General features: G+C 66.0%; 20 protein-coding genes. 1 reads left to right on the top strand and 19 read right to left on the bottom strand.

Going from position 1 to position 14,403, the window contains the following annotated elements; all coding sequences use genetic code 11:
* Window positions 1-72 precede the first annotated feature (72 nt).
* A complete protein-coding gene (locus BMX57_RS14775; protein WP_177175468.1) occupies window positions 73-1,002 on the bottom strand; it encodes a phage capsid protein in 930 nt (309 codons plus the stop codon).
* A 310-nt stretch (window positions 1,003-1,312) separates the two neighbouring features.
* Entirely contained in the window at window positions 1,313-1,942 is a 630-nt protein-coding gene (locus BMX57_RS14770) for a Stf0 family sulfotransferase (RefSeq protein WP_177175467.1), read from the bottom strand.
* 307 nt (window positions 1,943-2,249) lie between these two features.
* Here BMX57_RS14770 and BMX57_RS20725 point away from each other — a divergent pair, with 307 nt between their 5' ends.
* The gene (locus tag BMX57_RS20725; RefSeq protein ID WP_092368679.1) at window positions 2,250-2,444 is read left to right on the top strand and encodes a hypothetical protein; all 195 of its coding nucleotides are present in this window, start codon (window positions 2,250-2,252) and stop codon (window positions 2,442-2,444) included.
* 83 nt (window positions 2,445-2,527) lie between these two features.
* Here BMX57_RS20725 and BMX57_RS20720 read toward each other — a convergent pair whose 3' ends face one another.
* The 17 genes from BMX57_RS20720 to BMX57_RS14690 form a co-directional block, all read right to left on the bottom strand.
* Window positions 2,528-3,532, bottom strand: coding sequence for a hypothetical protein (locus BMX57_RS20720; protein WP_092368676.1), 1,005 nt, complete (start codon window positions 3,530-3,532; stop codon window positions 2,528-2,530).
* A complete protein-coding gene (locus BMX57_RS14755; protein WP_092368673.1) occupies window positions 3,529-3,840 on the bottom strand; it encodes a hypothetical protein in 312 nt (103 codons plus the stop codon). The genes BMX57_RS20720 and BMX57_RS14755 overlap by 4 nt, the downstream gene beginning before the upstream one ends.
* On the bottom strand, window positions 3,830-4,051 hold the full coding sequence (locus tag BMX57_RS14750) for a hypothetical protein (protein WP_092368670.1): 222 nt from the start codon (window positions 4,049-4,051) through the stop codon (window positions 3,830-3,832). Before BMX57_RS14750 ends, BMX57_RS14755 begins: the two co-directional genes overlap by 11 nt.
* Entirely contained in the window at window positions 4,044-4,334 is a 291-nt protein-coding gene (locus tag BMX57_RS14745) for a hypothetical protein (RefSeq protein ID WP_092368667.1), read from the bottom strand. Before BMX57_RS14745 ends, BMX57_RS14750 begins: the two co-directional genes overlap by 8 nt.
* Complete coding sequence (locus BMX57_RS14740; RefSeq protein WP_092368664.1) at window positions 4,331-5,986, bottom strand: portal protein; 1,656 nt, start codon at window positions 5,984-5,986, stop codon at window positions 4,331-4,333. The genes BMX57_RS14745 and BMX57_RS14740 overlap by 4 nt, the downstream gene beginning before the upstream one ends.
* The gene (locus BMX57_RS14735; RefSeq protein ID WP_092368661.1) at window positions 5,983-6,177 is read right to left on the bottom strand and encodes a hypothetical protein; all 195 of its coding nucleotides are present in this window, start codon (window positions 6,175-6,177) and stop codon (window positions 5,983-5,985) included. The genes BMX57_RS14740 and BMX57_RS14735 overlap by 4 nt, the downstream gene beginning before the upstream one ends.
* 4 nt (window positions 6,178-6,181) lie before the next feature.
* On the bottom strand, window positions 6,182-6,697 hold the full coding sequence (locus BMX57_RS14730) for a GNAT family N-acetyltransferase (RefSeq protein ID WP_092368658.1): 516 nt from the start codon (window positions 6,695-6,697) through the stop codon (window positions 6,182-6,184).
* On the bottom strand, window positions 6,697-6,942 hold the full coding sequence (locus BMX57_RS14725; protein ID WP_092368655.1) for a hypothetical protein: 246 nt from the start codon (window positions 6,940-6,942) through the stop codon (window positions 6,697-6,699). The genes BMX57_RS14730 and BMX57_RS14725 overlap by 1 nt, the downstream gene beginning before the upstream one ends.
* On the bottom strand, window positions 6,942-7,238 hold the full coding sequence (locus BMX57_RS14720) for a hypothetical protein (protein ID WP_092368652.1): 297 nt from the start codon (window positions 7,236-7,238) through the stop codon (window positions 6,942-6,944). The genes BMX57_RS14725 and BMX57_RS14720 overlap by 1 nt, the downstream gene beginning before the upstream one ends.
* Entirely contained in the window at window positions 7,235-9,064 is a 1,830-nt protein-coding gene (locus BMX57_RS14715; RefSeq protein ID WP_092368649.1) for a hypothetical protein, read from the bottom strand. The genes BMX57_RS14720 and BMX57_RS14715 overlap by 4 nt, the downstream gene beginning before the upstream one ends.
* A gap of 208 nt (window positions 9,065-9,272) precedes the next feature.
* Window positions 9,273-9,914, bottom strand: a complete 642-nt coding sequence (locus BMX57_RS14710; protein ID WP_092368646.1) for a hypothetical protein — start codon at window positions 9,912-9,914, stop codon at window positions 9,273-9,275.
* The gene (locus BMX57_RS20445; protein ID WP_143057928.1) at window positions 9,914-10,366 is read right to left on the bottom strand and encodes a hypothetical protein; all 453 of its coding nucleotides are present in this window, start codon (window positions 10,364-10,366) and stop codon (window positions 9,914-9,916) included. Before BMX57_RS20445 ends, BMX57_RS14710 begins: the two co-directional genes overlap by 1 nt.
* Window positions 10,366-12,333 carry a hypothetical protein gene (locus BMX57_RS14705; RefSeq protein WP_143057927.1) on the bottom strand — a complete coding sequence of 656 codons (1,968 nt, stop codon included), beginning with the start codon at window positions 12,331-12,333 and terminating at the stop codon, window positions 10,366-10,368. Before BMX57_RS14705 ends, BMX57_RS20445 begins: the two co-directional genes overlap by 1 nt.
* Window positions 12,330-12,506, bottom strand: a complete 177-nt coding sequence (locus BMX57_RS20715) for a hypothetical protein (RefSeq protein WP_177175466.1) — start codon at window positions 12,504-12,506, stop codon at window positions 12,330-12,332. Before BMX57_RS20715 ends, BMX57_RS14705 begins: the two co-directional genes overlap by 4 nt.
* Window positions 12,503-12,823 carry a hypothetical protein gene (locus BMX57_RS14700; protein ID WP_092368641.1) on the bottom strand — a complete coding sequence of 107 codons (321 nt, stop codon included), beginning with the start codon at window positions 12,821-12,823 and terminating at the stop codon, window positions 12,503-12,505. Before BMX57_RS14700 ends, BMX57_RS20715 begins: the two co-directional genes overlap by 4 nt.
* Window positions 12,820-13,260, bottom strand: a complete 441-nt coding sequence (locus BMX57_RS14695; RefSeq protein WP_092368638.1) for a hypothetical protein — start codon at window positions 13,258-13,260, stop codon at window positions 12,820-12,822. The genes BMX57_RS14700 and BMX57_RS14695 overlap by 4 nt, the downstream gene beginning before the upstream one ends.
* A complete protein-coding gene (locus BMX57_RS14690; RefSeq protein WP_092368636.1) occupies window positions 13,257-14,402 on the bottom strand; it encodes a DUF7146 domain-containing protein in 1,146 nt (381 codons plus the stop codon). Before BMX57_RS14690 ends, BMX57_RS14695 begins: the two co-directional genes overlap by 4 nt.
* Window position 14,403 lies beyond the last annotated feature (1 nt).

The raw sequence follows: 14,403 nt of genomic DNA, 5'->3' as shown, positions 1-14,403 counted from the left end.
GTCTGGGCCTCCTTGGGGTCAGTCTGTCGGGGATCGGAGGCCGGCTGCCCGGCCTCCGGGGTCAGCTGGGGATCAGGACTCGGCGCAGCGGATGACGCGGACGCCGCCATCTTCGACGCGCACGGCGTCGACATAGGCCGAGGTGTAGATGTAAGGCAGGTTCTTGGCGCCGGTGTCGTTCCACATCCGGCCCTGAACATCCTGCCACATGCCGACCACGATGTTCTTCTTCGACCAGACGGGGCAGAGCCGGTTGCCGCTGCCGTCGAGCGGCAGGCGGTTCGTTGCGATCCAGCCGATGCCCATCAGCATGGTGGGCTTGCCCGAGCGCAGCTGCTCGACCGCGAAGGCGTTGAGCGACTGGTTGGTCGCCGCGGCGATACCGATCAGATCGTCCACCTGTTCGGGCGTGATGGCGGCATAGAGCTCGTCATCGTCCTCCATGCCGAACTCGGCCTTGTTCAGCGCCTTCTTCACTTCGCGCAGCTTGTCCAGGGTAAGCCCGGCAGCGCCGGCCGCGATGTAGTTGCCGGCCGGCAGCGAGCTGACCGTTTCCTTGCGCTTGCCGCTGGTGGCTTTGCCCAGAATGCCGGAGCCCGAGACCGAGAACGTGCCATCGGCGTTCTTCTCGATGCCCAGGATCGTGTCGAAGACACCGCGCTCGACCGTGACGACCGAGTTGCGCACCAGGGACGAGGTGGGATCCATCGCCATGTCGAACTTGTCGACCGTGTCGCAATACTCGCCATCCTCGATGACGCCGGGACGGACCAGCCAGCGCCGGCTGCGCGGCGTCGGGTTCTCGGGGTTCCGGCGGCTGCGATCCTCGCCGCGGATGTATTCCTTGGCGCCCAGCAGGTCGGCAACCGACCGCGCCTCGCCGGTGGCCGGCACGATGGTCACGGCCGGACGCAGGCGGTTCTGCTTCTGCTGCGCCACCATCTGGACGTTGTCGGAATAGGTGAGCTTGTGGTGAGCTTCTACGAGCTGTTCAAAGGACACGGGCGTCCCTCCTCTCGAAAAATCAACGGTATTGGTGAGATTTCGGAGGGGCCGCCCGGCAAGTCCGGACCCGCACCTGGTCGTATCGTGACCTGCGCGCCGGGGCTTGTCCCGGTGTCAGACGGACCCCGAAAATAAGGGGCCACCCGTCAAAGGCGATTTGATCCGGATTTTTGGCGGAAAGTCAAGAGGCATTCAATATCTAGCGGGGCGCACTGGCCCTAGATGTGTGATCGGCCAAAGCTCGCATATATTGTGGAGAAACTGCAGATACCCTCAGTCAGGGCATGGTGATCATTTTTTCGGCAGGTCACGCCTTGGGCAGGTTTCGCAGCATCTCCGCGCGGAATCTGGCGCAGAACTTTTCGTTCAAGTCGGAACTCTGCTTCTTGATACCGGGCGCAGAAACCTTCGCACCGCTGGGGTCCAGTCCAAAGTGCCTGAAAACCCGTTTGATCTGCAACAGTGGCCTTTGCTCAAGGTCTTCGTAGGCAACGTCCAGCTTCGGGATTTGCAGGATAGAGCAGATTTCTGTGATCCGCCCGTTTTCCGCATTGATAGATTGCATCCTGCCGAGGATATCCGCCGCATCGTACTGGACATCATCGCCCACTCCCTGATGTTCGCTCGTCCACTTCTTTGTCTGGTCGGCTATTGAGAAGGACACTGCCTGCGCTATGACGTCATGCCGCTGAATGTGCACAACACGAACGCCCCGGAACAGGCCAAAGGCTCCGTATCTGTGCAGCATGGCAATCTGGGACGATGATGCCTTCACGCCGAATATCTTGGCGTCCTTGTTGAACCTGTTGTGGAGTACAGAAAAGAACTTCAAAACGTCGATCTTTTCGTGCCTTTTCGCGATTCCCCTGACAGCGCCATCGTTCAGGTTCTCACCGATCCGACCAAATTCACCAGACCGCCGCATGTAGTCGGCCAACAGGTTTGATCCTGATCTGTTCGTGAAGGCCACAACGGCTAGGTCGCAATCAAAAACCGGGCCGCCAGAATATGGCACGTGCCCAAAAACCTCATCGGCTGCCCTGTCATGACCGGAGAGAAATCTGTTCGCGTCGACCTTCATTGTTCGGGGCTGGCTCCTTGAACTCAAACAGCTCCCTTTTCATCTTTTCGACTTCGTACCGCAAGGCCATATTTGCCTAGATCATCGGATTGAAGTATCAGCCCGGAACGCCTAATTACTTCACTTGTGGAGCGAACCAGGCAGTCGGCAAAGGGATAGAGAGTTGCAACTTTGGACGGTTAGCGAGTTCCTGCGGGAGAGGATGAACGACACCCCAGAAGTCGACTGGACGACTGAAGGAGCGCAGACAACCCTGCAGGTCATGTTTGCTGACGACGACGAATGGTCCGTTGAAGAAGCCGAAGAGAGATTTCAGGCAGCTGTGCGCTACATCAAGGCTGGACGGTCGAATCTTTGATTATTGCCTCCAGCTCCGCCATAAGCGAGATGCCCCGACCATAAGGCCGGGGCATACGATCAATTTCCCATTTGAGGCCGAACTCACCCGGCCGCCAGCTTCCGCAACTGATCCATCTTCGGCTGCAGCCTTTTGATCTCGGTTTGGTCGCCGCTCTCGACGGCCCTGTACCATGCGCCGTCCTTTGACTGCATCTTGGCCAACTCGGCGCGGGCATCGGCCGGCGTGGTGCCCAGGGTGTTGCCGCCCTTGTTCAGACCCGCGGCGCCGTCCTCGCCCATCAGCTCGCCGATGGCGGCGAACATCCGCATGGTATTGGCGTCGCCCACCTTCGGCTTCAGAACCGCCGCCAGGTTGGCGATACCCTCGGCATCGAGGCCGGCCGCCTCGGCGACGACCGACGCCGCCTGCTGCGCCTGCGCCACCTTCGCCCCGTACTGGTCGCCCCAGTCCTTCTTCAGATCCGCCTGCAGCTGGTCGTTGGCCGCCTGCAGCTCGGTCTCGGCATCGGCACTCAATTTCAGCATGGCCTGGGCCTGAAGGTCCGAGAAGGCCTGCAACGCGTTGCCGCCGATCCCGTGTTCATGGGCGATCTTGCGCGCCTCGGCCTCCAGGTCCTTGTTCCAGGGCAGATCCTTGGGCCAGTCCTTCGGCGGCACGATCTCGTATTTCTCGGGATCGTCGGGAATGCCGAACATATCGCCATTGGCACGCATCCACTCGGCCACGTCCTGGTCCTTTGTGGGCCGGTCCATCAGCTGGTCGGCCGGCTTGCTCAGCTTCCGCTGCGCGGCGATCTCCATGTCAGTCAGCTTGGCGACCGCCTCGACGGGATCCTCGACGGTCAGGCCCATCCGGGTCAGCGAGGTGCGCTGTTCATCGGTCAGCCCCTTGCCTTCCCACCAGCGCTGATCTCCGCCGTCCGAGCCGCCGCCGCCATCGGCTCCGCCACCGTCACCGACATCACCGGTACCATCGCCATCCCCGCTGGCGTCGCCACCATCCCCGGCGCCACCGCCAGCGCCATCGTCATCCGGCGCCCAGACCGGGCGCGGCATCGTCATCAGGTTCCAGAATTCAGGCTTCATGGCTCGTTTGCCTCCATCAGTTGGTTGAGCTCGTCGTAGGAAATTCCGCCCTGGGCCAGCAGCAGGAGGGCCAGGTCGCGCTTGCCGGCCTCATAGGCCAGCCGGTAGGGATCGATCGGCGCCGCCTGCGGCAGGCCATCGACCATCTCGACAGGTTCGGCGACCATCACGCCCCCCAGCCGGGCGACATCCGCCGCCAGGTCATCGTCTTGCTGGAACGCCCGACGCCAGCGCCGCGCGACATTCGCCGCGGCGCGGTCGTTGCTGCCGAATACCGAGCGCAAGACAGCAATGCGGTCAAAGATCATGGGATGCTCCGGACTTGGCGATGCAGGTGGCCGCGGCCACCGCACGGTTGCGGCAATGCAGCTGGGCGTGGAGAAGACCGTGCACCAGCCGCTCATCTTCCTGCGGCAGGCGATTGCCCAGGATGGACACCAGCACATCCGCCAACGCGCCCTGTTCGTGCAGCGCCTCGGCGATCTCTTCGGCCTTGTCGAATGTGAATTGATCAATCATTGGAAAGTCCCCTTTCGATCAGAGCCCACGGCAGGATCCGGCCGCGCGCGGCGACACGTCCCAGCGTGAGCGAGGAGACAGGGGCAAACGCCCCGGAAAGTGACCGAAACAGCGGCACATGCTCCCCGCCCGCCCAACGGGTGCCGTGGAAAACCGGCAGGGGATAATTCGCGATGAACAGCCCGTCATTGCGGCAACGCAAACCCTGGTCGGTCAGGCTGTCGTCGCGGTTGGCCCGCGCGGCATCGCCGGGATCGTCTTGGACAAACTGCTCCGCCGTCACTGACCACCCCCCTGCCCTTGCCCTGCAGCCGCGGCCTGGGCGAGATCCTTGACGACCCCACCACCGGCCTGGGCGGCCTCCATCATCTGGGCCGCCTGCGCCTGCTGGGCGCGCGCCTCGGCCGCCTGGTCGGCCACCTCGCGCGAGTGCAGGATCGATGCCGGCACCGACGGGCTGGCGTCGTGCAGCGCCTCGATCAGCGCGTCGTCGTTGATCCGGTCCATGTAGCGCGGCTTGACCTGGGCCAGCGGCACGATGTCCCGCAGGAACCCGCGGATCGCCTGCCCCTCGGAGGCGCGCAGCGCCATGGTCGCGGCCGACTGGTAGCGCACCTGCAGCGGCGTTCCCTCCGGCACGCCCTCGGGTGGCGGCGGGATCTGGCCTGCGCGCCAGAGCATGCGGAACCGGCGTTCGACCTTGCGGGCGGCGTATTCCTCCATGATCCGGTCGGCATGAGGCGCCCAGTTGCGCAGGCGGGCCTCCTCGATGATCCGGTTCTCGTCGTCCGAGATCCCCGTGCGTCCGGTCAGCGACATCACCGAGTAGTAGAACGCCTCCTTGATCGCCTCGACCGTGGCGCGCTGGTGCTCGACCGTCAGGCCGATATTGCCGACGCCGTCCATGTTGCGGATCAGCGGATCGCCCCGCATGTTCACGCCGCCATAGACCACCGCGCCGGGCCGGAACGTGCCGTTGAGCGGCACCGTGTTGCGATCGGGCGCCAGCTTGGTCGGGTCGGCGGCATATTGCGCAGCCCGGATCGTGGCGTCGGTCATGCGCTGGTTCACCCGCGCCGACGGCAGCGCGATGTAACCCGGCCCGGTGCCGTAGGTGAAGCCGCTGTCGACATCCCAGCGCGGATAGTAGAACGGCATCTCGTCATAGCCCTTCACCCGGACCAGCGTATCGCCCAGCTCGCAGACATGGTGCGACAGCCAGCGCTTGCCCTTGGGCCCCAGCTTGCCGGCCTGGAAGCTCTCGTTGCGCAGCACATGGTGGAACCAGGCGTGTTTCTCGGTCTCGCCCTTCTCGGCCAGCTCGGCCACCTTGGGCGGCACGTTGTCCCGGCCGAACTCGCGCACCGCCGCCCGCGGGGTCAGGTGGAACTTGCGCACCGCCTCGACCACCCGGCCGTGGAAGTCGATATCGACCACCACCTCGGCCAGGCTGATCGTCACGTCGATGAAGCCGCGCCGGTCGGGATCCACCTGGTCGTATCCGGCGGCGTTGCCGAAGGCCGAGATGTCGGCATAGGCCTGGTAGCTGGCGGGGTAGAAGCTCGACATAGAGGGGCTGAAGGAGTTCATCACGATCCGCGTGACCTGGTCGTTCCACTCGGCCATCGGCTGCCAGTTGTTCAGCTCCTGGTCGGGCGTCTCCAGCCCCGCCCAGCGGTTTGCCGGGTTGGTGATCCCGGCATAGATCCCGGCGGCGAAATTGCCATGCGCGATCACCGGTTCCGAGCTGAGCGGCTTTTCCAGCTGGCGCAGCGTCGGGCTGTCGATGCCGAACCCGCCGCGCTGCGGCCGGATCAGGCGCGCGATGTCGGACCAGTCCTGGTCGAACTGGTTTCGCTCGATCTTCAGCTCGTCCCAGCGCCGGATCGCCTCCTGCGCGCGGGGATCCTTTTCCGTGATGGCGTCGGGTTTCATGCGGGCTCTCCCAGCTTGGCGCTTGACGGGATGCCAAGCGCGCTGGTCAGCACGTTGGCGGCCGCGCCCGCCCGGCGGCGGCGCAGGCGCGCTTCCATGTCGGCGGCATCGCCCGCCTCGGCCGAGCGGGCGGCCGGGATCAGCTGGGGCGCCGCGACGGAGGGCGCTTTAGGGGTTCTCATCATGCACATGGGCTCAGTCTCCTGTCTTCAGGGTTGGGTCGGTCCAGGCGAATTGGCGGAAGGTCGCGCGGCCATCGGCCCCGAAACCCGGCATGTCGGCCTCGTGGACAAAGCCACAGGCGGAAAGGAAGCGGCTGGCGCGCGGATGGCCCGCATGGGCGCGCGCCTCGACGCGGTGGATGCCCAGATCGGCGCACCAGCCGGGCATCTCGGTCCGGATCCGGCGGCAGGTCGCCACCAGGGCGCGGGCATGGCGCCGGTGCGGCCGGGCCAGCAGGGCGGCCTGCGCCACCCCGGCCTGCCCGGTGTTGCTGACGGCCAGCACCGCAAAGGGCTGGCCGGCAAGACGTTGATCGCGCAGCACCAGGCTCAGCACGCAATGCGGCTGCAGCGACCGCCAGTCGGCGAAGAGCGCCAGGTGCGAGGCATACCCGCCCCGTACCAGCTGCGCCTCGACCAGGTCGTCGCCATCGAGGCAGGACAGAACCGCCATCGCCACGTGATCGTCATAGGGCTGCGCGAGGATCATTACTCGCCCTCGACAGCTGAGGCCTTTTCGGCGGCCAATTCTGCCTTGAGTTCGGCTGCCCGCTTGTCGAGCATCCACGCCCAGTCTTCGGTGTAACCCAAGCTTTTCGAGCAAGTCAGCCCAAGTACGTTCTGCACTGCATCGAAAGCCTCCGCGCGAGGGCGGAGTTCAGCCACCTGTGCACGCAGATTTTTGATTTCGGAGCTGGCGCGCTCCATCATCTCAACGGCTTCCTGCTTTTCCATCAGACACCCCCTTTCAGAAGTGCCCGTCGCGCCGCCTGACCCCAGTTGGTCACGGCGCCGCGCTGCCCGGCGGTCGAGGTTGCGGTGATCCCGGCCAGGCGGATCCGGCTGCCGGCGGTGCCGGCCTCGTCGAACTTGGCGCCCTCTTCGGCCTCCCAGCGATGCACCAGGTTGGACAGGTCGCCCCGCCCGTACTCCGCCAGCTCGTCGGCCAGCCTCCGCAGCCGCGCCAGATCCAGCTTGCGCTTGCGCGGCGCCTTCTTCGCGGCCGGTTTCGCCGCCTTTTTCGTGGTCATTGCATCCCTCCATAGGGTTCCAGGACATTCCATCCCGTTGTCAGCCCGCCTTGATCGTCCCCGGTCAGGCGCGGGCCGCCGTTGTGGCCCATCCGGGCCGGTGAACCGCCGGGGCGGCGTCTTGCATAGGGCGACGTGCCATCGCCGGAATGCCCGCTCAGCAGCAGGTATTGCAGCGCGTCATGCACGTTGGCCTCGGTGAAGCTCTTGTCGGGGATTTTGCGCTTGTCGCCATGGGCGTCGGTGTCGTCTTTCCAGACGTACCGCGCCTCGAAACCCCGGATCAGGAAACGGCAGGACGGATCGATCAGCAACCCCGGCTCGCCGGCCTCCATCGGCGCCTCGAGAGCGGCGCGCACGGCCTCCAGGCGCGGCTGGATCCGGTTCGTGCCGATCACCTGCGGGCGCACCGTGAACTCACCCGCACGGCCCACCATGAGGTTCCATGTGGCGTTCTCGTCGGCCGCCTGGGACGCCCCGTGCTCGCCGGCCATGTCGCCATAGCCGCTTTCGATCCGGATCCCCGGCCAGCGATCCTCGATCAGGTCCGCCAGGCGCTGGCCGAAGACCTGCGCCATCAGCCGTTCTTCGGGAAAATGCAGCTCGCCCAGGATGCGCCAGCGGTAGAACCCGGCGCATTGCGCGATGACGGCCGCGCCCTTGAAGCCCTGGTCGAGACCGATCAGCAGCGGCAGGCCCGCGATCGGCGCCAGCGGCGTGTCGCTCACGTGCACCCGCCGGCTGAATTCACGCTTCCAGACCGGGTCGCCCACCCGCATGTAGGTGATCTTGTTCCGCACCAGCCGCTCGACCATGTCGCCGCGTCCGGCCAGCTGCATCGAGGCTATCTGGCGCGGGTAGTAGCTGGCGCTCAGGTTCTGCAGGTTTTCGCAGCCCGGCTCGCCATAGCCCGGCTGGTTGCAGAACGCGATCGTGATCGGTCGGACGGTGACGGGGTCGCGGCCTTCCTTGCGGGCACGGGCGCTTTCGTCCTGCTGCATCGCATCGGTCAGCTCCTTGCCGAGCCGTTCGCGCGCCTCGGTGTCATGGAACACCTTGAAGGTCCAGTTGTCCTCGTCAGGCGCGTTGAAGTCGCCGACGATCTGGCCATAACTCTGCAGCTGCAGGGGCAGGCCCGCGAAATGCTCGCGCGCCGGCCAGCGGTCGATCCGACCGATGCCGACCGTCAGGATCTCGACCGGCATGGTATCGGCCTCGTTGAGGACGATGTCGGTGGTCTGCACGCCGCGCATCGAGGCGATGATGTCATCGCCGAAAGCCATGAACTCGGCCACGAACTCGATCGGGCCATGCGCATCCTCGAACCGGATCACATGGGTCACCGGGTCGCCGCGCCCGCCCGACCACTTGCCCAGGTCTTTCGGGAAGCTCTCCAGGTAGCTCGGGATCGTTGTCGACCACAGCTGGCGATAGGTTTCGCGGATGAACAGCACCTTGTAGCGCCGCACCCCGTCGATCACGCTGCGCGGCATCTCGATGGCCCGGCGCAGACGGGATTTCATCAGCGTTGTGGTCTTGCCCGAACCGACCGGGCCCTGGATGCCGATCACGTCGTCGTTCGACCAGTAGAACCGCTCGGCGATCGGGCCGGGGAACGTGACCGTCTCGACATCGGGCAGTTGACCCGCGGCGAATTCCCCGTTTAGGCTGTCAATTGCCTCTTTCGCCCCCTGCCCCTGCAGCGCCGCGATTTGATCGTCCGTCAGGCCCTTGGCCGCCGGATCGGAGACCGCCCCCCGCACCCCCTCGGGCGCAGCCCGAACGACCCCCCAACCCCATCCGTCGAACCCAGCAATCGCGCTCATTGGCCAACCTCCGGGTCTGCCAAAAAGCTGTACGGGGTCGGAGAGACCCCTCTCGACCCACCGGGCAGGACCCCCCCCGGGGGGGTCGAGGCGATCCGCGATGCCAGCGCGGCGCGGGTTCGATCGAGGCCTGCCCTGGTCGCGACCAGGCGGCGCACTGGCTGATTTTCAATCAGCAGGTTGGCCCGGTTTTTTGCCTGTTTTTCAGTCACTTGGCGTCTCCGTCCGAATTCTCGTCGGTCGGACGCTCGATACCATCCGTGCTAACGTCTTGTTTTTGCTCAATTTCATGCGCCACGTCCGCAGGCACCATCCGACCGCTGATCCGGGGCGATTGCGGCGTCACATCGCGCGCCTGGGCGGGTGCCGCCGGCACGTTCACCGTCACCGACTGCTGCACCACGGTGTCGGGCGAGGCCTTCGGCGTGCCATAGGGCAGCAGGGCGTCGGCCGCGCGCAGCTGGGCCGCGTAGATCTGCATGAACATCGAGATCCGCTGCTCGGGCTGCGCCACCTTGTCGCCCTGGCCGCCATACGCCCAGGTCAGCACCTGGTCGGCCTTGGCCATCGCCGTCAGCATCGCATCCTGCCCGCTGGCCAGCCCGGCGATCTCGGCCAGCACGTCCTCGGGCATCCGGTAGCCACGCTCGGCCAGCCACTTGCGCAGCTGGCTCGACCCCTTGCCGAGCGCACCCTTCGGCCGCCCGACATTCCCGGATCCCGCCTCGACCGGCGTCCGGCCCGGCTCATCCGCCAGCAGCGCCAGCTGCTCGCCAGCCTGCCGCGCCGCATCCAGCCGCTCGGCCGCCTCGCCGGCCAACCGTTCGAAGGAATTGCGCACCTTGGCCATCAGAAACCCCCTTTTCTATTCGAAAACAGAGGGTTAAGAGATGGCCGGCGTTGACCCACAACGCTGCCCACAACGGTTTTCCGGCCATTTTCGGCACCGTTGTGCCTAGCGTTGTGGGCTATTCCCTCTTTTTCTCTTTCTTTTTCAAGGAGATAAGAAATAGGCACAACGGCACAACGGGAAACATGGGTGTCCCATACGCGCGCGCGCGCCCGAGCGCACACACATGTAGGCGGCTCAATTTCGCCGTTGTGCCGTTGTGGGGTGACGTAAGCTGTTGATTTCGTTGCGAGATAACCCACAACGCAGGGCACAACGGGAGAGGTGTCAATTTGTGCGCCGTTGTGCCCCAGACCCGCGCCTGCGGCGCCTGATCGCGCGTCAATGATGGCACAGGCCGGGGTGCGGGGAAAGCGCATAATATCGCGGTGAAACAGCAGGTTGCGCGCCATCACATGAAATCCTCGATCTCGTCGCTCGGGGCACCAGCCGCAGGCGCCTCGCGATCCATCGGGAACGTCATCAGGCCGGGAATGGATTTGAGCGGCATCAACGTGCCGCGCGAGCGTATCCCGGCCAGTGTCAGGGGGTTCGGGGTGAGACTGGCGCCAGGCACGCGGCCGGCCGATTGCTTCCAGACGCCGCCGGCCCAGTCGCTGTTCCGGAACAGATCCTTCAGGCCCTGGATCTGCGCGTTGCAAATGAACAGCGACGGCGGATCGTTGTGAACCACCCGCAGCCCGATCTTGGCCAGCAGCGCGTTGGCCCTGCCCATCCGGCCGGTGCGGTCGTCGATAGCGCTGGCGTCGCTCAGATGGTCCCTGAGCGCGTCGGGCGCACCCGGAAGGCCGGCTGCGGCCATGACCCACTGGGCGACCGTCCACTGCTCGCCGCGCCGCCAGGGATCGTAATGGTGCGACAGCAGGTACAGCAGCATCGCCTCGCTGTCGTTGGTGGTGTCGTCCCGGTCCGCGGTCACCTGGAACGCGGCTTTCCGGGCCCAGCCGGCGCGCGCCGTTTCGCCGGCGATGTCCTCGCCGATCGCCATATCCGCCAGCGCCAGCACCGGCGTCCAGTTGTCGGCGTTCCGCCCGGTCACGCCGGCCAGCTCCAGCGACTGCCGCCAGGCGGAATAGCGCTCGGGCCAGCCGGCCCAGCGATCGATCAGCCGCCGCCGCAATCGGGCACCGCGGTCGCGCCATGTTCTGGGCTGCAGCTTCAGCCCGGCCGTGCCCTCGGGCAGCGGCTCCAGCTCCAGGCGGATCAGACGCTGGACATCCTGCGTCTTCATCACGCCCGGGATCAGGATCGAGGAGAACAGGAAGGCCGAGAACACCTTGCCGCCAACCCCGCTCTGGTCCGAGGATCCGCGCAACCACTCGCCGCCCGAGGCCGCGACGCGCGCCAGGGCGATCATGTCCCTTTCCTTGGTGCTGCGCTCGTCACCGGGCTCCAGCTCGTCCACCGAAACCGGCAGGCTCGACTGGCCCAGCTGCGAGGTGATACCGCTCTTCGTGGTATCGGTGGTCTGGATGACGCCGCCATCGTCCAGCAGGAAGCCCAGAAGTTTCTGGAACTCCGATTTGCCGGCACCCGCCGGCGCCAGCATCCAGAACACAGGTCGCCAATCCAGCGCACCGCACAGCATCATCACGCAGATCATGCCCAGCGTCAGGAACGGATGCAGGTCCGGCTGCCGCCAGTTCCAGCTCTCCAGCGTGTCGAGAATTTCGGGCACCGGATCGGGTCCGGGATCATCCGACGGATGCGGCATCGGCGGCAGGGCGGGGTAGATCTTCTTGCCGATGCGGCCGGGCTTTTGCAGCTCGCCACCCACCAGTACCGCGTCGCCCAGGTGATAGATCAGCTGGCCGTCGTCGTCCGTCCAGGCACCGACACCGCGCACCGCTCCCTTGGGGTTCAGAACACCGCATTCGGTTACCGCCTCCCACATCACCATGCTTGCGTGGGTCTGGTCGAAACGTTTGTGATCGCGCACAAAATCGTCGCCGGACTTCTTCCAGACCGGGAAATGATGGCGCAGCTGCGGCAGGGCATGTCCGAACAGCGACTGGATGACCTGCCCCTCGAGCTTCTTTACCGCGCGGATCTGAGAGCTGACATCGAGGAAATAGGCGTAATCGCCGTGGACCCCCAAAGGCGTGACCGGACAGTCGTCAAAGATTTCTCCGCGTTTTCGTGAGCCTCTGCCCCTTCCACCATCAGATCCCTGAGACGATCGATCCGCTTTTGCAGTTCGGGATCCGGCTTTTCTAGGTCCATCGTCCTTGCCCTTCTTCTTTTCGGAAACCTCGCCCGGCACCACCGGCGCGTCGGCCAGGTTGCGGCGCAGGGCCTCTTCGTCGATCGGCCGGGGTTCGGGGTCCGGCAGCCAGTCGTCGTTGTTCGGCTCGCTCATGCCCGCACCTCGCGGCGCTTGGCGCAGTTCAGCAGGTGCGGTCGCAGTTTGGGCGGGCACAGCTCCTCGCAGGGCTTGTCCGACCAGGTCGCGGTGCGGGCTGAGATCGCAACGGCGCCGCCGCACTCCCCGTCGAACCGCCAGAGGATGCAGACCAGGAACACAACCGTCATGCGGGCACCTCGTCCCGCTGCGGAGCCTCGATGCGCTGCAGCTGCTCCTCGAGGATCACCAGGCCGAGGGGTTTGCGGATGCGGTAGCGCTGGACAGGCTGGCACGGTCCCGGCTGCGACCATTCCCAGCTGTCGACATAGCCCTGCGAGGAGTTCGGAACGCCCGTGACCTCCCACCTGGCGGGATCGCTTTCAAACCCCGGCAGGACCGGCCCGACATAGCGTGCCCATGGATACTCGATGTGAACAAATTGCCCGACGCGCAGCGGACACCCGCTGCCATCGTGCTCGATCCAGGGACCCCACTCGCCGCTCATATCACCCGCCCCTCGAGCTGCGCCTTGCGCGCCTCGGCCTGGTCGGCGCTGGCGAGAAGATCGGCGGCCATCTTGCGGGCATCTTCCGGGGAAAGCGGGATCGCCGCGAAGCAGGTGTGATCGGTGTCGTAAAATTCGACGCTCACCGACTGGCAGGGGCAATCGGGCGGACAGTTGGCCAGCAAGACGGTCTCGGCAATGATCGGATCGCTCATGGCTGATCCCCCATCGCCCGGCCGCAATGCGGACATTACGGCGGACTGCAGGTCAGCTCGTCCACGCTGAACGAAACCCGCCAGCGCGGCAGGATGCCCATCCATCTCCCCAGCCGCCTTGATGACCTCCAGCACCAGCACCGTCGCCGTGCACACACCGGCGACGACAAACAGAAACGTCAGCACCAGCGCCGCGTCCCCGTCGATCATGATCCCGTTCATGCTGCCCCCTCTTTCCTCTGGCCCTGCACCGCGCGCAGGGCGTCGTTCAGATCCTTGCCGCCCAGCGGGTTCTGCCACAGGCGCACTGTGCGCCCGGCCTGCTGGTGCAGCTCGGCGGCGCGCAGCAGCTGCGCGCGCGCCTGTTCGTTCTCGTCGCGGTCAGCGACCAGCGTCACCTCGCTGACGTTCTCCGGCAGCTTCAGCGCGCCCAGGTTCGACAGGCTGATCGCGGCCACCGCCCGCTCGTCGGGCAGCAGCAGCGCCACGCTCAGCGCGTCCTCGATGCCCTCGGCCAGGTAGACCCGCGTGCCCGGCGGGCATTGCGGCAGGCTGGCGGGCTTGCCGCCGCGCGGGCCGCGCCCCCGCCAGATGTTGATGCCGGCGCCGGCATAGTCGCCCAGCACCTTCTTGGGCTGGCGCACGGGCGCCTTGTTCCAGACACCGTCGCGCCGGTCGATCGCCAGCCAGGTCCGGTGCACGCCGGTGAAATTGCCGCGCGCATCGCAGATCGCGGCGACCATGGCGGGGAACTCGGCCTCGATCACCTCGCCGGTCTCGGGATCCTCGTCGTAATACCGGCAGGCCGGGTGGAACCGGATCGCGCCGGGCTGCCGGCCGAGCCGGGCCAGGTCGATGCCCCGCCGGTCGCGCAGGTATCGGGCGACCGGCGTGTCGCGCAGCCGCTCCTGCGCCGACAGGAAGATCCGCTGCGCCGCGCGGGATCGTCGGGCCGCGTTCTCGCGATCCTCGGCCGCCTGCTTGCGCCGGCGCTCGGCCGCGGCCTGGGCGGCGCGTTTGCGGCGAGCAATGTCCTCGGCGCTGGCGGTCTGCAGACCCAGCCAGGCCCGCGCCTCGGCCAGCGCCCCCATGAGGTCGCAATTGCAGCTGAGCGCGACCAGGTCGAGGACGTCGCCGAACTCGCCGGTGGCATGATCCACCCAATTGCCGGCCCTGGGCCCGGTCATGCGGATGTAGAAGCTGCCGACGCTGCGGTCGGCCCGGCCGGGGTTCAGCGTGAAATAGAGCCCGTGATGGGTATAGGATCCCGGCGCCGGCGGGGCGTAGTGATCCACGACCCCCGCCAGCTGCGCCAGCAGCATGTCCTTGATCTGGTCGATCGAGTATGTCTGGCGGGCGGCCATG

This window comes from Cribrihabitans marinus, from assembly GCF_900109035.1.
GTDB lineage: Bacteria > Pseudomonadota > Alphaproteobacteria > Rhodobacterales > Rhodobacteraceae > Cribrihabitans > Cribrihabitans marinus.
Note: the sequence above shows the minus strand (reverse complement) of the source record. Positions and strands in the feature narration are given on the sequence as shown.